Annotated in this window: 14 protein-coding genes, 1 tRNA gene and 1 pseudogene; 3 read left to right on the top strand and 13 right to left on the bottom strand. The window is 53.4% G+C overall.

Annotated elements, in window-relative coordinates; all coding sequences use genetic code 11:
• Nucleotides 1-236: 236 nt before the first annotated feature.
• The 5 genes from argS to ABKA16_RS01445 all read right to left on the bottom strand — a co-directional run bounded on the left by argS (nucleotide 237) and on the right by ABKA16_RS01445 (nucleotide 4,109).
• Nucleotides 237-2,009 (bottom strand): arginine--tRNA ligase, encoded by a 1,773-nt coding sequence (argS, locus tag ABKA16_RS01465; RefSeq protein ID WP_381000144.1) that lies wholly within the window; start codon nucleotides 2,007-2,009, stop codon nucleotides 237-239.
• A 45-nt stretch (nucleotides 2,010-2,054) separates the two neighbouring features.
• Nucleotides 2,055-2,127 (bottom strand) — tRNA-Arg (locus ABKA16_RS01460).
• A 192-nt stretch (nucleotides 2,128-2,319) separates the two neighbouring features.
• Entirely contained in the window at nucleotides 2,320-3,039 is a 720-nt protein-coding gene (locus ABKA16_RS01455) for an ABC transporter ATP-binding protein (protein WP_380999514.1), read from the bottom strand.
• A gap of 1 nt (nucleotide 3,040) precedes the next feature.
• Complete coding sequence (locus tag ABKA16_RS01450; RefSeq protein ID WP_380999516.1) at nucleotides 3,041-3,679, bottom strand: hypothetical protein; 639 nt, start codon at nucleotides 3,677-3,679, stop codon at nucleotides 3,041-3,043.
• A 124-nt stretch (nucleotides 3,680-3,803) separates the two neighbouring features.
• Nucleotides 3,804-4,109, bottom strand: coding sequence for a hypothetical protein (locus ABKA16_RS01445; RefSeq protein ID WP_380999518.1), 306 nt, complete (start codon nucleotides 4,107-4,109; stop codon nucleotides 3,804-3,806).
• Between the two features lie 229 nt (nucleotides 4,110-4,338).
• On the opposite strand from ABKA16_RS01445, the gene ABKA16_RS01440 reads away from it, so the two are divergent.
• Entirely contained in the window at nucleotides 4,339-4,968 is a 630-nt protein-coding gene (locus ABKA16_RS01440) for a hypothetical protein (RefSeq protein ID WP_380999520.1), read from the top strand.
• A gap of 87 nt (nucleotides 4,969-5,055) precedes the next feature.
• On the opposite strand, the gene ABKA16_RS01435 is transcribed toward ABKA16_RS01440, so the two are convergent.
• From ABKA16_RS01435 to ABKA16_RS01425, 3 genes are all read right to left on the bottom strand, one after another.
• On the bottom strand, nucleotides 5,056-6,075 hold the full coding sequence (locus ABKA16_RS01435; protein ID WP_380999521.1) for a co-chaperone YbbN: 1,020 nt from the start codon (nucleotides 6,073-6,075) through the stop codon (nucleotides 5,056-5,058).
• 119 nt (nucleotides 6,076-6,194) lie between these two features.
• Nucleotides 6,195-7,262 (bottom strand): hypothetical protein, encoded by a 1,068-nt coding sequence (locus ABKA16_RS01430; protein ID WP_380999522.1) that lies wholly within the window; start codon nucleotides 7,260-7,262, stop codon nucleotides 6,195-6,197.
• Nucleotides 7,255-8,943, bottom strand: coding sequence for a hypothetical protein (locus ABKA16_RS01425; protein ID WP_380999524.1), 1,689 nt, complete (start codon nucleotides 8,941-8,943; stop codon nucleotides 7,255-7,257). The genes ABKA16_RS01430 and ABKA16_RS01425 overlap by 8 nt, the downstream gene beginning before the upstream one ends.
• A gap of 170 nt (nucleotides 8,944-9,113) precedes the next feature.
• On the opposite strand from ABKA16_RS01425, the gene ABKA16_RS01420 reads away from it, so the two are divergent.
• Nucleotides 9,114-10,079, top strand: a complete 966-nt coding sequence (locus tag ABKA16_RS01420) for an FKBP-type peptidyl-prolyl cis-trans isomerase (protein ID WP_380999526.1) — start codon at nucleotides 9,114-9,116, stop codon at nucleotides 10,077-10,079.
• Nucleotides 10,080-10,216: 137 nt separating this feature from the next.
• On the opposite strand, the pseudogene ABKA16_RS01415 reads toward ABKA16_RS01420, so the two are convergent.
• Nucleotides 10,217-11,137, bottom strand: a pseudogene (locus ABKA16_RS01415) (AEC family transporter).
• An 82-nt stretch (nucleotides 11,138-11,219) separates the two neighbouring features.
• Nucleotides 11,220-12,863 carry a malolactic enzyme gene (locus ABKA16_RS01410; protein WP_380999528.1) on the bottom strand — a complete coding sequence of 548 codons (1,644 nt, stop codon included), beginning with the start codon at nucleotides 12,861-12,863 and terminating at the stop codon, nucleotides 11,220-11,222.
• A 147-nt stretch (nucleotides 12,864-13,010) separates the two neighbouring features.
• Here ABKA16_RS01410 and ABKA16_RS01405 point away from each other — a divergent pair, with 147 nt between their 5' ends.
• Nucleotides 13,011-13,916 carry a LysR family transcriptional regulator gene (locus ABKA16_RS01405; protein WP_380999530.1) on the top strand — a complete coding sequence of 302 codons (906 nt, stop codon included), beginning with the start codon at nucleotides 13,011-13,013 and terminating at the stop codon, nucleotides 13,914-13,916.
• Nucleotides 13,917-13,931: 15 nt separating this feature from the next.
• Here ABKA16_RS01405 and nucS read toward each other — a convergent pair whose 3' ends face one another.
• From nucS to ABKA16_RS01390, 3 genes are read right to left on the bottom strand one after another with little or no spacing between them, the layout of a single operon-like run.
• Nucleotides 13,932-14,717, bottom strand: a complete 786-nt coding sequence (gene nucS, locus ABKA16_RS01400; protein WP_380999532.1) for an endonuclease NucS — start codon at nucleotides 14,715-14,717, stop codon at nucleotides 13,932-13,934.
• Nucleotides 14,718-14,729: 12 nt separating this feature from the next.
• On the bottom strand, nucleotides 14,730-17,699 hold the full coding sequence (locus ABKA16_RS01395) for an ABC transporter permease (RefSeq protein WP_380999533.1): 2,970 nt from the start codon (nucleotides 17,697-17,699) through the stop codon (nucleotides 14,730-14,732).
• Nucleotides 17,700-17,717: 18 nt separating this feature from the next.
• Nucleotides 17,718-18,587 (bottom strand): ABC transporter ATP-binding protein, encoded by an 870-nt coding sequence (locus tag ABKA16_RS01390; RefSeq protein ID WP_380999535.1) that lies wholly within the window; start codon nucleotides 18,585-18,587, stop codon nucleotides 17,718-17,720.
• Between the last annotated feature and the right edge of the window lie 322 nt (nucleotides 18,588-18,909).

Here is an 18,909-nt window from a genome sequence, read left to right as displayed (position 1 = left end):
AACTGCTCCCCCGTCTCCGGCACTAAGCCCTATGCCCATGCGACGGCAGGGATCGGCAGAGACGGGAGGTTCAACCCCAGCCGCCCCGATGCCATGCGGGATCATACGTCTGAAGCCGTCACGTGCCACGCACCGGTAAGCTTGATAATTATGGGGCATCCGCAGGACATCGCCGGCACCGTACGGCACCCTGCCATGTTACAGCAGTGTCTGCAGCAGCATACTCCGCAGCAATGCTACATTTTATCGGGAGCTGTGACTGCCAGCAGCCCGAGGCCGTTCTCGAATACCTGGCATGCAGCATCGTTCAGCTTAAGGCGGGCGGCAGCGCAGGCAGGACCAGGGTTTTTGGCCGCGCGCAGGGCCTCGGCATCTGCCGCCTTTTCTTCCGGACCCGTCAGCGGCATGGGGACCACCCGTTCCGCAGCATACCACTGGTGGTATTTGCCTGCGAGATCCTCCAGATAATGGGCGATCCTGTGCGGTTCGTTAAGGTCCGCAGCTGTCAGCACTACTGACGGATACAGGGCCAGCTGAGCCAGCAGCTCGGAATCCGCCGCCGTATCCAGAAGGCCCAGGTCGGCATCCTCTCCGGTAATGCCTGCAGCCTGTGCGTTACGGTCAACATTTCTGGAACGTGCATGCGCATACTGCACATAGTATACGGGATTTTCATTGGAATGCTTTGACATCAGATCCAGGTCAATATCGATATTCTGATTATACGTAGTCCGTTCCAGGGAATAGCGCGCAGCATCGACCCCAATGGCATCAACAAGGTCATCAATCGTCACCACATTGCCGGCGCGCTTGCTCATGCGGACCGGCTGCCCATCCTTGATAACGTTCACCAGCTGCCCAATGAGGATCTGCATATTGTAATTCTGTTTATCGCCGAAAGCCGCGCATACTGCCTGCAGGCGCTGTACGTATCCGTGATGGTCGGCCCCAAGCATATAAACAGCAATATCTGCAGGGTCCTGTGCACGGTGACGCTTATTGAGGTAGTAAGCAATATCGGCCATGATATAGGCCGCCTCGCCATTGGACTTAATAATGACCCTGTCTTTATCATCACCGTACTTTGTAGACCGGAACCATGTAGCACCGTCCTTCTCGTAAATATCGCCAAGGCTTTTAAGACGTTCTACAGCTTTATCGACCTCACCGTCCTCATAAACGGAGTTCTCATGGAAGTAGACGTCAAAGTCCACGCGGAAATCAGCCATGGACTTCTTGATCTCATCAAACATCATGGCAACTCCGCGGTTGCGGAATTCTTCACGCTGCGGGCTGTCCCCTTCTGCCCCGTCTTCAGCTTTTACGCGGGGCAGGCTGAGGATATCGATACCTTCAGCCTGAGCCTGGGCGATAACAGCATCAGCAATTTCATTGATATATGTGCCTTTATAACCGTCTTCGGGGGTAAGCTCGCCATGGGCGGCAGCCACAAGCGACCGGGAAAACCTGTTGATCTGCTCGCCGTGGTCGTTGAAATAATACTCACGGATAACCTTCGCACCGTTCGCTTCCAGCACCCGTGCAAGGGCATCGCCGATAGCAGCCCAGCGTGTCCCCCCAATATGGATAGGCCCTGTAGGGTTTGCCGAAACGAATTCAAGGTTCACAGTTTTTCCTGCAAGATGGCTGTTCGTGCCGAACCTGGGACCCTGCTCCAGTATCTCATTGACGATCTGGGAGGCAGAAGCTGAATCCAGGGTAATGTTGATGAAACCCGGCCCTGCTACTTCCACGGAAGAAATGCCGTCAGCCGCAGAAAGCACATCAGCAAACCTCTGCGCCAGGTCACGGGGCGCCATGCCTGCCTTTTTGCCCAGCTGCATGGCAATATTTGTTGACCAGTCACCGTGCGCCCGGTCTTTGGGACGCATAACGACGATTTCGCCGTCTTCAGGAAGCATGGTATCGGTAAGATCCCCGGCCTTCCCTTCAGCAACAAGGGTATGTGCGGCCTGCGCAATAATCTGTGCGAGTTTTTCAGGGTTCATGGGATCTCCATCTGTCTCCTGCATCCAGGAATTCCACTGTTTCCGTGGGCTTGAAGGGATTCGAACCCTCGACCTTCTGTTCCGGAGACAGACGCTCTATCCACTGAGCTACAAACCCGAGCGCTTCTACTTTAGCGTATCTGGCGGTCAAAATCGCCGGTCCGGGCGCGCAGGGTTTCATATACAGGCGCCCAGGCCCTTATTTAGGCCATACTGAGAGCCATATGAGGGCTCTGCCGCTGCTCATATATGCATGGACTATTTTATTTATCTTTTATCTATCCTGATGCCTGCCTGTTTTACTGCGTACCTACTGCATATCTGTTATTTTCCCGTCAGAAATAGTAATAATACTGTCGCACTGTTCAGCGAGCCGCATATCATGTGTCGCCACTATCAGCGCCCGAGGGGTATCTGGATCATGCGTAAGGCTGAGGAGCCGCCCTGTTATATCCGCTGCATTTTTATGGTCCAGCGCTGCTGTAGGCTCATCGGCAATAATAATCGACGGATCATTGACCAGGCACCGCGCAATAGCTGCCCTCTGCTGTTCCCCGCCTGACAGCGCATCAGACTTACGGTGTATCGCCCATTCCATCCCGACCTTCTGCAGCGAAGAAAAAACCCTGCTGCGCCGGTCAGCACGTTTCATTTTAGGCACGGCATATTCAAGCGGTATGGAAACATTATGCCCTACAGTCTCCGTCCCAATAAGCGCATAATCCTGACGGATATATCCGAAAGTACTGTTCCGCAGCTGCGACAGTGTTTTGTCTGTACGCTTCGGCTCATGCCCTTTGATAAGCAGCGTACCCGAGTCCGGAGCCAGCAGGCAGCCGATAATATTGAGAAGGGTCGTTTTCCCGCAGCCTGAAGGCCCCACGACCGCGACTGCCTGTGAAGGAAGGATTTTAAGCGATACCCTTTCCAGCGCCTGGACCTTTTCCCTTCCCTGCCGGTATGCTTTGCTGATATCCCTGCACTCCACAAAAGCAAAGGCCTCAGAACCCTGTACCTGTCCCTGCACCATTTCAGATCACATCCTTCGAAGTAAGGTACCGTGTTGCCCTTACAGCTGCAAAAGCATAAATCAGCGCAATTATCCCAGCAATCACAGCAGCAGACTGATGATAAGGGGAAAGCATCGAATAGAACAGCAGCGGAGCCAGCGCCGGCAAAACTATAACGAATGCGAGGAAAGAATACACCCTTGTAAGGAGCAGGCTTCTGGGGGCGCCGAACAGCCTGCGGACAGCCAGGTCAGGCAAGCTTTCCCTCAATGTTTCAAGGCCTGCTGATGAAAACAGGATAAGCGCGATAAGCATAAGGGCAAGGGCTCCAACGATGTAAACTGCGGAAACAACAAGAAGGCCCCGGAACGATTCTGGCTGTTCACGGTCCAGGTCATGCTCAACAAGATACAGAAAATCATTTCTTGCCAGTTTAACAAGAGTGCCAAGATCAGCATCAAAGAAAACTGCAGAGCACAATGCGGTTGATTTCTCGGTCTGCCCTACTCTCCTGATTGCTTCCCCGGGAAGAAAAATCAGTATTTTATTATTTAAGCTTCCGCCGTTCCCTTCAGGATCGAAATAAGACTGCCCCCGGGGGATATAGCCATCTGCTTTCAGGTGATAACCGGCATAATCCACAGCTGAACGCCTATCCATATCCTGCACATCCGGCCCCAAAAGCATACAGAAAGGCTTGCTGCGGCATTGCGCTACGGCAGGCACAGCTTTCTGCGACTGCCATAACATCGCTGCTGCCGGCAGACATCACCTGTTTTGCCCATCAGATGGAATGGGAGGGTGAATAGACAACAGCCTGAGGGAATGAATCCCCTGTTGGGACAGCAACTATATCAATATTTTCCCGATCTAAAAAATCTTTCAGCTTTGAAACAGCACCGCTTTTCTCAATCCGTTCACGATCGGCTCCGCTGAGAGTGCTGTCGTCCTGCACGACTAAAGAAGAATAGCTTCCCTGTATACCGAAAGGATCTGTATGCACATTTTCAGCAACCCACGACACAGCGAAAGCAAAGAATATGATTATTACACCCATCAGGGAAGAAATAACAATATTCTTTATCCGCATTCCCAGTTCCTTGCATCATGATACTGCCTGTAACCGTATGTCCTGCTACTAAGTTTAATACAGCCTGTCCCATACAGGACCTGTGCAGACACAGATGCACAATAGGGACAAAAACCATACGGATGCCTGCCCATACCTTAGCCATATCTTAGCGGATGTAAAGATATAAAGTACGCAGAAACATCTAAAATATGGATGAAGAGCAAATCTACGGAATGGAGTTCCAGCGATGAGCGACCCTTTTTCTGATTTTGAATACGACCGCCGGTTCTTCTGCTACAGCCTTCCATGCGACCTCACCATCAGCGAAGAGCCTTCCCTGATAATCCAGAGCTATTACATACATGAAGATAACTACGCTCTGCGGGTCCGGATCAGGGCTGCGAATACAGACGCACAGGTAGATGAACATACAGACCCCCTGGAGGCCGTTGATAAATACCGCAACCGTTTCCGCTCAGCATCGGTAACGGTCAAAGGCCCTTCCATGAGCGGGACGCGCTACGAAGCAGACAGGGAGATCGACCCTGATATCGCTGTGGAACTCATCAGGCGGGGAGGCAAATCCTTAGTCAAAACACGGTATACCGCGTGGATAGGCGAAGACGGATGGAACCTCGATGTATTCGGCGGGGACAACTATCCGCTTGTAGCCGCGGAAACAAGCCGGAGCAAGCCTGTAACCAATCTGCTGATCCCCGAATTCTGCATTACTGAAATAACCGATGACTGGCGTTTCTCCAATGACGGCCTGGCCGAGCATCCCTACAGCAGCTGGAAAGACCGCTATATTGCCGAGCTGGAAGCTTCCGGCCCCCAATTCCACGAAGGTTTCGGGACGAACCGCATATCAGCCTGAAAGATGCGGCAGGGATAATGGGCAGGCCGGCATATTGATTGCCGGTACTGCCGGTACTGCCGGTACTGTGTCAGTACATTAAAATTGTCAGTACATTAAAGCGGAAAGCCGCGCACGCGCCCTGCGTACCCGGTCATCACCAGCCTCAGGGATAGCAAAATATTCAAGGAGCCTCTGCCTGACAGCATCAGTATTCTGCTTATGGCCTGCTGCAAGGAAATCAAGAAGCCTGCTGAAAGCATCCTCGATATGCCCGCCGATCATATCGATATCGGCTGCATCCATCTGGGCTTCCATGCTGTCCGGATCATCCCCCGCAGCCTGGCGCACAACACGCACATCTGAAGCGCCGTTGCGATCGAGAAGCGCAGCCTTGGCATACTCACGCGCCGCAACACTGTCATGGGGATCGGATTCGGCGATCTTCTTATACGCGGCCGCAGCCTTCGCATATTCACCGTTACGGGCAAAACCGTAAGCTTCTTCATGGCCAGCTGGGATCTGCGGTCCGGAGGAGCCGGCAGCCCCTGCATCGGAAGCATCCTGTCCGCCGCTGCCCTGCGTGCTGTCAGAAGAATCAGGGCTGCCGTCACCGATATACGGTGCGTTCCCGGTTACGCCTGACTGCCGGGCTGCGGCTATAAGCTGCGGGAGTATCTGATCCCTGACCTGTGCAAGCTCATCATCAGAAGGCATCCCCTGAAGGATCGGCATAGGCCTGCCGCCAATAAGCGCATACAGAGCGGGAGCGCCCTGCATCCGCAGCGCCTGGACTATCTGAGGGTTCGACCCAATATCCATGCGGGCAAGCTGTATCTGACCCTTAAGCCCGTTAACGATATCGGCAAGCTTCCCAGCCAGGTCAAAATACCTGTTATCATCCGACTGCCACATCAAAAGTAGGATCGGATATGTAGCTGACATACGGACCATCGATTCGAAGCCTGAAGAATCCACATCCGTCACATACCCGCCGGCTGCGGGGGCGCCGCCCGATTCGCCTGCAGTAGCATCTACTTTATGTTTAAGCGCCTCCAGGTCCACAGCACCGGCAAGGTTCATACCCGAGAAAGGCTGGGGCTGTGCGCCGCTTTGAGAATTAGTCATAATATCCCTCTTTTATCCAGTTATCCAGTTATCCAATTACCCGCTATGCTGCTCCCATGCAGCGGTGCCGCTTTGTATGGGAGCAGCACCGCCTGCCATACGCAGCACCCTGCTGCAGGTCACCGCGCTTCTACGGACACGGGGACCCGTTCGGCCCCCACACACTCCACTTTGGCATTAGAGCCGCTGTTCGCATAGGGGACGTATAAGGCAACCACATTAGTGTAATTGGCTACTATTGTCTGCTTGCCTTCCTGGTCACCGAACAGTGCTTTTTCTGCATCAGAGATCGGAAGCGATGTACGGTCCTCACCCGCTGTCCTTGTCCACGAAGAATCGATCTGGGCAATAACGAGTGCCCCCAGCTTCGCCCCTTTCAGGCGGGAGGCCTGGGCAGTCATAAGCACGCGGATCGCCCCATCCTTATATGTGAATGTCTGCTGCTGTGTACCGCCGTTGCGCTTCACACCGTCATCTATAGTCGCAGTAAGTTTCGCAAGTTCAGTGCGCAGGGAATCGTTCTCAAAACTCTTCGCATACTTGCTTGAAGATCCGTTCTGCAGGATATCTGCATACTGCCGTACCGCATCGGCAGGAGTCATAACAAGCCCGCCCTGATCTGCCGTACCGGTATGGTTCGGATCATTGATCTCAGCAGAGCTTTTTGTTGCCGGGGTCTGCTGACGGAACGTAGGCAGCTGGACACCTGAGAACAGGCGGACCAGCCCCCACAGCTTATAATTCTGACGGGCAGAATCCTGTGAAAACACCAGCAGGCGGCCTGACTGCTGGTTTTCTGTGGTTGTTGTGATGGAAAAGATTGAACGCGGCCAGTTTGCCTCAGTCGGGATCATGATCTGCTGCACGCCGTCAGGGATATCTGCAGTCTGGTCTATGGAATCCGTTGCTTTAGCTACTGCCAGCTGGCTTGTCCGTACTGTCAGCTCAGGGCCGGAGGCAAACTGTTTGAGCGCCTCAGTGTCTTTTGAATCATCAAGCTCTAAAATGCGCTGGATGATACGCTTGCGGATCCTTTCTTCCTGGCTTACCGTTACCACTGTTGTATTCGACATGTCCGTTTTCTTAGGCCCGGGAGTCCCGCACGAAGCAAGGGCAGCCACAGCAGCTATGCTGAACAGGGCAGCCCCTGCCCGCCTGGCAGTCCGTATCCACATATCTTTAGTCATTGGCACCTCCGCTGCTTTCGGTATTCTCATCAGTATTCCTGTCCGTGCCGCCGCTGTCGCCGCCAGTGGGACCAGAAGCCTCAGTATCATCTGCGGCCGGCCCCTGAATATCATGGCTGCCGTCCAGCGCCGACTCTATGTCTGTTATCTGTGTATTGTCAGAGTTTTCAAATAGCCTGCGGCGGGCAGCATCTTCTTTTTCATCTGCAAGGATATCGACTGTATTATCTTCCGGAGGCTTGGACCCTTCGCGCCTGACACGCTCAAGCCATGCTGCCATTTCGCTGAACGATGCGGTAGTAGATGCCTCTTCAGCTGCCTCGCTGCCGCTGCCCTCTGTATCGGAAGGCCCTTCTGCGGTCCGGGCTGCCAGTGCGGACAGCCTTTGATTTGAGGGGCTGTCAGCATCGCTGCGGGAACCTCTGTGCGAACGGGCACGGTTGAGTATATCGGCTGCAGTCACGGCAGAATCGGGGGATCCTCCGGCAGTAGCATCACTTCCCTCTGAAGCATTATTCCGGGCTACCCGCTCAACCATATTCGCCCTTCTGGGATCAACGATCGCAGGTGTCCCCGAAGCAGCATCCAGCTGGGAATCAGCGGTAAGCGCCTCTTCAGCGCTTATCACTCCACGGTTCCTGCGCCGGAACAAGCCGCGTCCGCGCTGCCGGCCGGGATCACGGTGGGTAGGGACTACATCAGGCCGCTGATACCGGAACTGCTCTGTAACATCCATAAGCACCTGTGTCTGTTCTGTATCCTGATGCTCAGCGCCATCTGCCGCCAGATTCCTTTTCGCCTTTGGCCGGCGCTTGAATGCAGCGAGTATGGTAGCGCTCAAAATAGCAAGTACGGCGCACACTCCGGCAGCGATGTACCATGGCCGGCTAAAGTTTACAGGCGTGAGACGCACCCAGTCCATCGTTACCGAACTGATTGGCCGGGACGAGCCTGCAATAACGGCCTTCCCGTCAGAATCTGGGACATTCACGGTCACAGACCCCTGGTTACAGGTAACGGACTGCCACAGGTCAGAACTGCGGAAGGTGTCCATGCTGCTTTGCGCAGCGGTGCCGCCTCCAACCCGTGAGGAAAGGGAAGACCATGATGCCAGCCCGGTGAGGACAGTATGCTTTTCGCTGGCTGCCCATTCAGAAATATCACGTGCATTGGCAACCGCCACACATACTTCAGTACCAGTTCTGCCTGTAACTTTTACCGTCAGGCGGGAACCGCTGATATTCGCCACACCATCGGCCGTATATACAATATTGGTGTTCAGGTTTTCAGCACGCGCGCTTAAAGTGTGCCGCGGCCCCCATACCGTTGAAAACAATATCCCGGCAACAAGCGCAACAACGGCAGCTACCGCAAAAAATGGCGCCAGTATATACCGTGCAATAAATTTACGTGTGGATTTCCGTGTTTTTCGCGGCTCTTCGCGATGCGACGCCCGGCCGCCGGATCCCGACTCAGCTTCGCCTTCCTGGCCGTTATCAGAAACATCAGCTGTATGCCTCGCATCGCCGCCCTGCAGCCCGTCTTCCGGCACAGCAGCGCCCGGCCCCTCGCAGCGCCCGCTGTCCCCACTGCGGAAAGCCAGCCTGCTGTCCGGCTCACCGGCCTGAGGCCTGCTATCCTCTTCAAGCTTCTCATCAGTTTCTGTTTCGTTGTTTGTCACTATGAAGCTCCTGATTTTTCCTTTAACGTACCTATTTTAACGGAACATGGGCATAACTCCCTCATACTTCGCCCGAAGCTGTAGAAATTCAGGAGGCTCTCAGTGTTTTCCCATTCCGGGGAACAGCCTCCACCACCACCTTTTACACTCGCCCCACTACCATAGGTATTATGGTAAATAAGACTGTTCGAAAAATCGCGTACGCCCTTACAGCAATAATCTGCACAGGGGCCATATGCATAACTGCGACCGCCTGCGGTTCATCTTCACAAAAAGAAGGGACGAAAGATGCTTTCGCTGAACTGAGCGACAAACCGTTCACCGTCAAAGGCGAAATGGGTAAAAAGCCCACGATCACTTTCAAGACCCCCTACGATGTAAAAAACTATACCTATCAGATTGCCCGCGAAGGCAACGGGAAAAAGGCTGAAGACGGTGATCAGCTATGCCTCCATCAGATAGTGCTGAATCCCTCTACAGGAAAAGAGATCAGCTCCACATGGGCAAGCAGCCCTGTATGCAATACTTTCCTGACCAAATCGGGGATGCAGGAGGGGTTCTACAAGCTTTTCAAAAATATGCGGGTAAACTCAACTGTTGTTATTGGAGTAAAAAGCAGCAGCACTTCCACACAGAGCAGCTCAGCGCAGCCCGCCAGCTACCTTCTCGCCCTCACTCTGACAGATGCAAAGAAAGTGCCTGCCCGCGCATCGGGCACACCAGTTGCCCCCGCTGACCCTTCACTGCCTAAAGTGGCCCTGGGGAAGAATGGGGAGCCGTCAATTTCAGGGCTTGATACGTATAAATCCAATGGAACCCTGGTAGCGCAGACGCTTATCAAAGGATCGGGCGCAGCAGTCAAACCCTCTGATACCGTGACCGTGCAGTATAAAGGCTGGCTTCTGGGCGGAGACGCCAGCAAGCCATTCGACAGTTCATGGTCACGCGGAGGGCCCACGACTTTCAGCCTCTCCCAGGTGGTCAAGGGCTGGACGAACGGGCTTGCCGGCCAGACTGTCGGCTCACAGGTCCTGCTGGTAGTCCCGCCGTCCGAGGGTTACGGCGATACCGCGCAGAACGGCATCCCGGCAAATTCTACCCTCGTGTTCGTTGTTGATATCCTAAGTGCCCAATAGAGCAGGCATACCCCGATTTCCTTACACAGCACCTTATCCAGCTTATTCAGCAATCAGCAATTTCATCGCACTGCTGCACGCCGCCACATATCCGTCCCCCCCCCGCCTGCCCCGGCGCCGTCACGCCCCACGGTGCGTCATACAAGGACAGGATGATAAATAACGAGTTCACTCAGTATCGGGACTACTGCAACGAACAGCAGGGTCGATGTTGTAACAATATTCGTTGCGTATTCAACGTCGCCATGCGATTCGTTGGCCAGTATAGGAAGGACCGCCAGGGCAGGCACAGCTGACTGGATTATCAGGACCTGTTTAAGCAGCAGCGGCAGCGAAGCGCCGAAAGCCATAAACAGGATAATGATTATTGCAGGTGAGATAATGAACCGCCCCAGCAGGGCAAGGGAAGTATCCCTGTCGATCCGGATACTTTTCAGCCCTGCCTTGCTGAGGACGATCCCAATATAAATCAGGGAAAGCGGAGTCACCAGATTTCCGACGTAAGTCAGCGAAGAGCTGATGAATGAAGGCAGCTGTATTCCCAGCAGGAGGAATATAAGCGCCGCTAGGAACCCCAGCAGCGGCGGCGTGACAAGCTTTTTCTAGTCGAATTTCGCTTTTTTATCTGCCTGCGTGGGGTCATCCTGCGAAATCAGGATAACGCCGATAGCCCATGTAGAAATAGTGTTTGTAAGGTAGTAAACCAGGAAATACGAAGTGGCTTTATCCCCGAACAGGGCTATATTCAGGGGAAGGCCGATAAAAATAGTATTGGCATTAGCCACTGTATTCATGAATATGCCCCGCCGTCCGGGACGGATCTTGAATATTTTCACCAGCAGGTATGCGATCACATAGGAGATGAGGACAGCTCCAAGGGGATACATGAGCGCCCCCATAAAAGATATGAGGCTGCCTCGCGTCAGGTATTTCAGGACCGAAACAAAAATGGCGGCAGGCAGCGCGATCCTGATAATGAGTTTCGAGATATCCCCGGCAAAACTGTCGTGGAAAAATTTGGATCTCTCCAGCGCAAAACCAAGCACTATGATCAGCATAATACTGATCACGCTTCCGATCGATTGCATAAACACTATGCCTGCCCCCCCTATACCTGCCTGCTGTCTGATTACTCCGCATCTACTTCATGCGCAGCTGCTGCTTGTATTCCGGTGTCCATTTTTCAGATACGATAGCCGCATCAATATCAGTGATATCCTTACGGTTCAGCTTCTGCTCAAGTACGCTTTCAACAACGGCATGGGCGATGGTGTCGGAGAACTCCGTCAGGTCAGAAACAGGAGGAAGCACAGCAGCGCCCGGCTTAGAGGCATCAACGATACCTCCCAGGGCATGGCTTGCACGGGATATCGTTTCGCCATTAAGTATTTTTGCATCAGATACCAGGACGCCCAAGCCCAGCCCGGGATACATCAGGGCATTATTTGCCTGCCCAATCTGATACGTCACACCATTGTATTCAACATCCGCAGCAGGTATGCCTGTGCCCACAAGGGCACGGCCTTCCGTCCAGCGGATCAGGTCCTCAGCCTTGGCCTCAGCGAGCTCTGTGGGGTTCGACAGCGGGAAGATAATAGGCCGTTCGGTATGGGAAGCCATCTCCCTGACGACCTGCTCCGTAAAAGCGCCGGCCTGGGTAGATGTGCCGATCATCACTGTGGGATGTACCGCCCTGACGATTGCCAGAAGGCCTGTCAGGCTATCTGCATCCTCAAATTCAGAACGCTGGCGGGCAAATGGCTTCTGCTCTTCAGTCAGGCCTTCAGTATCCTCAAACAGCAGCCCCTGCTTGTCAACAAGGTAGAAATGCTTTCGGGCTTCCTCTTCGCTCAGGCCTGAACGGACCATCTCATCCATAATGAGGTTTGCAATACCAACGCCGGCAGTCCCTGCACCAAAAGTCAGCACACGCTGGTCAACAAGCTTCTCCCCTGAAATATTGAGGCCGCCAAGGATGCCTGCCATGGAGACGATACCCGTCCCCTGCACGTCATCGTTGAATGTCGTGATCCTATCCTGGTACTTTTTAAGGATCCTCGTAGCATTCGAGCGCCCGAAATCTTCCCAATGGAGGTAAAGCCCCGGGAACAGATCTTCAGCTGCCTCAACGAATTTTTCAATAAAATCATCGTACTGCTCCCCATATATCCGCGCATGCCGGTTCCCCAGATACAGAGGGTTTTCGCGCAGCCTTTCATTATTTGTGCCGACATCAAGGGATACAGGCAATACTTCTGCAGGGTCAATACCGGCAGCAGCCGTGTAGATCATCAGCTTCCCGACAGAGATCTCCGACCCGTTCGTCCCCCAGTCGCCAATGCCCAGGATACCTTCGGCATCAGTGGCCACGATAAGGCGGATATGGCGTCCGTCAGCAGCATTTTCAAGGCTTGCCCGGATATTCTCCGGATGGTTGATATCCAGATAGGCTGTTCCCTGCGGCTGGATGAACAGCTCATGGTAATGTTCAATATCCTGCGCAATAACAGGGTCATAGACTATCGGCATGAATTCCACCAGATGCTCTGACATCAGCCTGTAAAACAGGACCCTGTTCGTATTGAAAACCGTCATAAGGAAATTGCGTTTTTCAATATCCGAATCTTTGGAAAGGAACTGGGCATACGTCTGTGCAGCCTGTTCCTCCAGCGTCTGGACGTGGATAGGGAGCATCCCTGTTAAACCGTACTCTTTACGCTCCTCCACTGTAAAAGCCGTACCCCTGTTCCGAAAAGGGTCGTTCAAAATTGCCTGGCCATCCATAAAATGAACCTCCTTAAACTGCCAGTATAAATGAAAATTATGGTACGTATTATGTATCTCTGCAGAGCCTATAGTCAAACCTGATAGCAGTGATAGAAGACTCCTATATGATGCGTTATGTAGCATCAAAACCATAGGATAGTATAAATGCGGTTAAAAGACATCCAGTATTTCATCGCCCTTACCGAAGAAAAAAGCTTCACCAAGGCAGCTGAAAAATACCATGTCAGCCAGCCTACTATTTCATATGCTATAAAACACCTCGAGAATGACCTCAAAGCGCAGCTGATCATACGGGACCAGTCCCATAAAAGGATGGCTCTGACGCAAAACGGCAAAATATTTTATAAGCACGCAAAATCAGCCCTGTCAGAACTGGGAAAGGCGCAGGAAGAGATTTCCAGCATAAACGGCGCAGTCATACATGCGGGTATCCCTAATACTATCGCTTCCTATTATACGGCAGCAATAATCCCTGCACTCGAGAAGGCCGGCATCAGCGGCAATGTGGCCCTGACTGAGGGCAGTTCCCATGACTTGCTTAACGCTCTTGGCAACGGTGATATTGAGCTGGCAGCGATATTCTCTCTGGAACCAGTTACAGCCCCCTATCTAAGAAGCGAGACGATACTGCATATCCCTTTTGAAATCACTGTCAGCCCGCAGCACCCTCTGGCGGACAGGAGCAGCGTCAGGTTTGAAGAGCTGGCAAATGAAAAATTCATTTTATTGAGCCCAAAAAGCAGCCATTATAAGGCATTCAGGCTAATTTCACGCAAAACTGGCACCTACCCCTCTATCCTGTACCAGAACAAGAATATCAACATAGTCAACAGCATGGTAGAAAACAACGCAGGGATCGGTTTTCTGGCAGATATCGACCCGTTAAAGGACAGGGGGAGGCTCCATCATCTGAAACTGGAGAATACGTCAGTACCGCCGCTTATGCTGAGCATCGTCCAGCCCAGGCAAAAGCAGCTGTCCGCCATACATACGCTGTTTACGGATATTTTTAAGGAGATAATTAAAGGATCCCTGCCGGCAGCCTGCTGAACCCGTCAGGACAGCTTAGAACAGCATGATCTCGCTGGAATTGTCATCCTTCATTTCCTCATAATCAAGGATAAGGCATTCAAAACCGCGGTCTTCCGCCAGGGTGCGCGCCTGTGCCGTGATAGTCTGTGCGGCGAATATCCCGCGTACCGGCGCCAGCGACGTATCACGGTTGAGCAGCTCACAGTAGCGCGTCAGCTGTTCCACACCGTCAATACCTCCGTGACGCTTGATCTCAATTGCCACATGCATGCCGTCAGCATCGACTGCCATAATATCCACCGGTCCGATAGCAGTTGGATATTCACGGCGCACCAGTTTTGCGCCTTTCCCTATGCGTTCGATCTGCACGGCAAGATAGTGCTGCAGATGGTCTTCAACCCCATCCTTGGTCAGCCCCGGGTCTTCGCCAAGATTAAAATCACTGTCGCTGAAAATATCCCACAGCGCAATAATGAGGGTGTCGGAAGACTTGTCAGCCGATACGTGAAGGAACTTCATGGGAGGGGCAGGCATATCCTGGGGACCGGGAATGCCTTCAGGGTCCTCATCCCTATCGCCCCTGCCCTCACTGTCGATATCCATATCGGTGCACGCAGACGCATACCGGGGGCTGCCCTTGCTGATCTCACGCAGCGTACATGGCGCAGCCATCCAGTTGAGCGGTTTATACGACCCAAGCTCGGAAAAGATCAGGCAGCTCTGATCAGCTTTAACCAGTATCACCCTTTTTGCCCGGGGAAGCGAAGCATTGAGGCGCCCTGAATACCGGGCGGAACAGTCTGCAACTATTATGCGCATGCCCCAAGCCTATCATTCATCACTAACGGCATTGAGAACCGGTATTTTAAGGGCGCTTCGGGCCGGCCACAGGCTTGCTATAAGGCCTATCACTACAGACAGCCCCAGGAATACGAGGATCTGCTGCCATGGGATATCCAAAGTCCCCAGGCCATTATCAGTGTAGACCTTCTGGACAACTGCCCCTGCAGCGACCCCGGTAATGATCCCCAGCACAGTGCCAAGGACAGATATCATAACTGCCTCTATGGCTATCATGCCCCTGACCTGCCCGTTGCCGGTACCGATAGCCCGCAGCAGGCCGATCTCCCGGGTCCGTTCAGATATTGACAGCGCCATAGTGTTGACTACACCAAAGACTGCAATAATGATCGACAGTGCCAGCAGCGCATAAATGATCACCATGATGCCGTTGATCATCGTAGCGATCGTGGATTTGAACTCTTCCTTGTTGAGCACAGAGATCACGTAATATTTCTTGACTTTTTCCTTTATCCTTTTCTGGACTGCGTTCAGGTCCGTACCCGGTTTTGCAGTAACGTACATGACTGTTGTATGTTCAGCAGTGGTTTTCGACAGCTTTTCGGTCACGGCCTTCGGAAGGAAGACAACATAACTGAACTCCGTAGAATCGGTAACGGCGCCGACTTTGGCTTTGGTCTCGCCCTCTGCCGTAGAAAGGGTAAGGGTCTGGCCGACTTTCCATTTATTATTGTCAGCCAGCGTTTTGCCTACAACGAGTTCACCCCTGTTCACAGCGGAATCGGCAGTACCGCTGACCATGTGCACATCCATAACATCCCTGAAATAGTTCCCTGAAACATTGACGCTCCTGCTTCCCATACCGGAAAGCTCTTTGCCGTCATACTTCACATTGGGTACAAGGTTCATGCTGGTCACGGATCTGACACCGCCGACCTTTTCCAGATCTGACTTCAGATCTGAGGGCAGAGGCGATGTTAAAACTTGCGAGCGCACAACGAAGTCCGACTTCATCCCGTTATCAACTATCCCCGCTGTTGATGCCGTAATACTGGAGGTCAAAGTGCCTACACAGCTGACGATGGCAAGGCCGACAAAAAGCGCAGCAGCCGTGTTCGCAGTACGGCGTTTGGACCTGTCAAGATTGCGCGAAGCCAGTTTCCCGGAAACCGGGAAAAGGAGCTGCGGTATAGACCCCAGCACTTTTTGCGCAGGTACCACCAATGAAGGCGTGATAATGATGACAGACAGCACTACGAAACCTGCACCGATACCTAAAGCAGCGTCAGCAGGCAGCGAATTGAGCCACCGGACCGGGGTCGGCCCTTCGCCCGCCTTGCCGCTGTACATTGCACGGGCAGCGGCAAACCACCAGAACAGTGCCCCGATGACCATCATGGCAAGCCCCAGCCACCCGCGCAGCCGGGTAGGCTTCTGTGGGTTGACAGTTTCATTCATCGCCTGGATTGGAGGGGCCAGGGCAGCCCTGCGCGCAGGAAGCGCTGCACCGATAAGGGAAATGATGATCCCCACGGCAAAGGCAGTACCGACGGCATCAAACCCGGGGATTGAAGGCCCTGACATCGCAAAGCCGAAGCGGGCAAGGCCTGCTGATATAAGTGCGATCATGCCCCATCCCAGAAGGACGCCAATCACTGAACCGACAACACCCATCATGAGTGCCTGGATGATCACGGTGCTGAACACCTGGCTCGGGCTCGCCCCTACTGAACGCAGGAGGGCATATCCGCGCATAGATTCGCGTACTATCATGGAGAAGGTATTGGCAATAATGAATGTACCTACAAAAAGCGCAATGAAGGCAAATATCAGGATCATCGGCTGGACAAACCCCATAGTGTCGTTGATACTGTCCTTCTGCTCGGAACGCAGGGTATCGCCTGTGACTGCACTGGCCTTATGCTTCCCTGAATTTGCAGGGGCGTTTTTGATCTGTGAACCGATCTTCTGCGCAAGTGCTTCCTGCTGGGACTGCGTCAGAGGTTTTCCGTTATTGGTATCTCCATAGACCGTTATTGATGTGACGTACTCATTTGCGGAATCAATGGCTTCCTGGCGTTTACGTTCAGCCTGTTCCCGAGCTTCACGGAGCCTGCGTTCCTGGATCTCCTTCTGCTGCGCTGCACTGCGCCTCGCCTGCGCGGAGGAAAGTCCGGAACCTGCGGAGGAGTTCTTCTTAACCCCGGCAGAGGGGGATGAGGAAGGGCTGGGGGCCGATGCGGGGGAACCTGAAGCGGATACGGAAGAACCGCCTGTACCTGAAGCAGAGGAAGCCGCAGCTGTCTGCGCTGCAGCATCAGACGCCTGTTTGGAAGTTGCACCGCCTGTGAGCATATACGCGGTTTCCTCCCTTGCTGTAGAAGGGTCAATGCCCACAAAAAGGGTCCCCTGGGCGACTTCATCCAGCGTAAAGATACCGCTGACTTTCACTTTCTTCGGGCCGCTGGAATATACAAAAGTTGTGCTGTCCCCTGTTTTCAGACCGGCAGCATCTGCTGTCGCCTTAAGCAAGGCTATCTGCTCCGGGCCCTTCGGATATGTACCGGAAGTAAACCGGGCAGAACGCCACGTGGCATCTTTAGCCATCGATACAGTCGTTACACCCGCTGTCCCCGATGTTACCACTTCTTCATTCCTGCCCACCAGGGCTGTACCGCTTACCGTAGTAAGGGCAAAAGCTGTCGCGACTCCGGGGGTTTTCTTTATTTCCGAAACCAGCTTTTCGGAGACCGTATTATAATTTGCCGACGAAGACGCCAAAGAACCGAAAGAGGCTGAGGACCCTTCTGCCTTATCGGCACCGCGCACATAAACATCGCCTTCGCTTGAGGAAGCATATGCAGCGGCCATCTGGTCTTCCAGCATATTCCGGAAGCTGAACGACCCCACAATAAAAGCGGTACCCAGCGCAATAGCGATAATAGACATGATAAAGCGCGTAAAATGGGAGCGCGCATCCCTGAAACCGATTGTAAACATGCCCCTGCCTGCTTTCCTTTATTCGTTGCCGGAAGCGAAAACATCAAGGATGTCGTCGTATGTGGGTTCATCCATATCATGGGTAATGCGGCCGTCAGCAAGGACAAGGACGCGGTTGGCATAAGACGCCGCTTTCGGGTCGTGGGTCACCATAATAATGGTCTGCCCGTCTTCCTGTACAGAATTGCGCAGGAAGGACAGCACTTCCCGGGAAGACCGGGAATCAAGGTTCCCTGTAGGCTCATCCGCAAAGATCACTGCGGGCCGCGACATAAGCGCACGGGCGCAGGCGACCCTCTGCTGCTGCCCTCCTGAAAGCTGGCTCGGCCTGTGGTCCAGGCGGTTTTTCAGCCCTACCACATCTACGATCCGGTCGAACCATCTGCGGTCGATCTTCTTATGCCCTATCTGCAGCGGAAGAAGGATATTCTCTTCTGCGGTAAGGGTAGGTACCAGGTTGAAGCTCTGGAAGATGAAGCCTATCTGCTCCCGGCGAAGTTTCGTCAGCTGTTTCTGCTTCATTGACGATACTTCAAGGCCTTCAACTATCACCTGGCCTGAGGAAGGGGTATCAAGACCCGCCATACAATGCATCAATGTAGACTTTCCTGATCCTGAAGGGCCCATGATCGCCGTCATTTTTGCCTTCTCAAAATCAACATTAAGATGGTCCAGCGCAACTACCTGCGTGTCCGCAGATCTGCCGTATACCTTATAAAGCCCTATCGCACGGGCAATAACTTTATCCTTCGGGATATCACGGATACCAGCATGCCTGGCATGATGCGGGGAGGCGCTGCTTACAGTGCCGTCGCTGTGGAGCCCGCTGCCGGCACCGGTACTGGTGACGGGGGCTGCGAGGTCTGATGTTCCTTCTGATGCATCCATAAGGTCCTGCCTTTGCGTCCTGTTCCGGCCAGGCTATGCCTGCTGCCGGAATGCTAACTTGCCGACGATTTTAGCACGCAGCAGATAAATCATCCGCCGGTCCCTGCCCCCGCTGTTCGCGCTCCAGACCTTATACCTCTTATACCTCTTATATCTCTTATACGCCGCAATGCCTGCGCTATTTTCCCTGTTCCTGCCCGCTCCCCGATGCCTGCTTCTTCATGTCTGCTGCCCTCAGCTCTGCACTCCTTGCCCTGCACTCTCCGTTCTACACTCCCGGTGAACTTTTTACATTCCGCTGGAAAGTTGTTCCAGGTTCCTT

Source organism: Scardovia wiggsiae (genome assembly GCF_051045985.1).
GTDB classification, from domain to species: Bacteria; Actinomycetota; Actinomycetes; order Actinomycetales; family Bifidobacteriaceae; genus Scardovia; species Scardovia wiggsiae.
This window is presented reverse-complemented; position numbering and strand designations above follow the sequence as displayed.

Bases quoted from the DNA above. Each gene is read 5' to 3' on its own strand.
- ABKA16_RS01395 (WP_380999533.1), bottom strand. From the start codon at position 17,699: ATGTTTACAATCGGTTTCAGGGATGCGCGCTCCCATTTTACGCGCTTT.
- ABKA16_RS01420 (WP_380999526.1), top strand. From the start codon at position 9,114: ATGGTAAATAAGACTGTTCGAAAAATCGCGTACGCCCTTACAGCAATA.
- nucS (WP_380999532.1), bottom strand. From the start codon at position 14,717: ATGCGCATAATAGTTGCAGACTGTTCCGCCCGGTATTCAGGGCGCCTC.
- ABKA16_RS01445 (WP_380999518.1), bottom strand. From the start codon at position 4,109: ATGCGGATAAAGAATATTGTTATTTCTTCCCTGATGGGTGTAATAATC.
- ABKA16_RS01410 (WP_380999528.1), bottom strand. From the start codon at position 12,863: ATGGATGGCCAGGCAATTTTGAACGACCCTTTTCGGAACAGGGGTACG.
- ABKA16_RS01405 (WP_380999530.1), top strand. From the start codon at position 13,011: ATGCGGTTAAAAGACATCCAGTATTTCATCGCCCTTACCGAAGAAAAA.
- ABKA16_RS01440 (WP_380999520.1), top strand. From the start codon at position 4,339: ATGAGCGACCCTTTTTCTGATTTTGAATACGACCGCCGGTTCTTCTGC.
- argS (WP_381000144.1), bottom strand. From the start codon at position 2,009: ATGAACCCTGAAAAACTCGCACAGATTATTGCGCAGGCCGCACATACC.
- ABKA16_RS01435 (WP_380999521.1), bottom strand. From the start codon at position 6,075: ATGACTAATTCTCAAAGCGGCGCACAGCCCCAGCCTTTCTCGGGTATG.
- ABKA16_RS01390 (WP_380999535.1), bottom strand. From the start codon at position 18,587: ATGGATGCATCAGAAGGAACATCAGACCTCGCAGCCCCCGTCACCAGT.
- ABKA16_RS01430 (WP_380999522.1), bottom strand. From the start codon at position 7,262: ATGACTAAAGATATGTGGATACGGACTGCCAGGCGGGCAGGGGCTGCC.
- ABKA16_RS01455 (WP_380999514.1), bottom strand. From the start codon at position 3,039: ATGGTGCAGGGACAGGTACAGGGTTCTGAGGCCTTTGCTTTTGTGGAG.
- ABKA16_RS01450 (WP_380999516.1), bottom strand. From the start codon at position 3,679: ATGGATAGGCGTTCAGCTGTGGATTATGCCGGTTATCACCTGAAAGCA.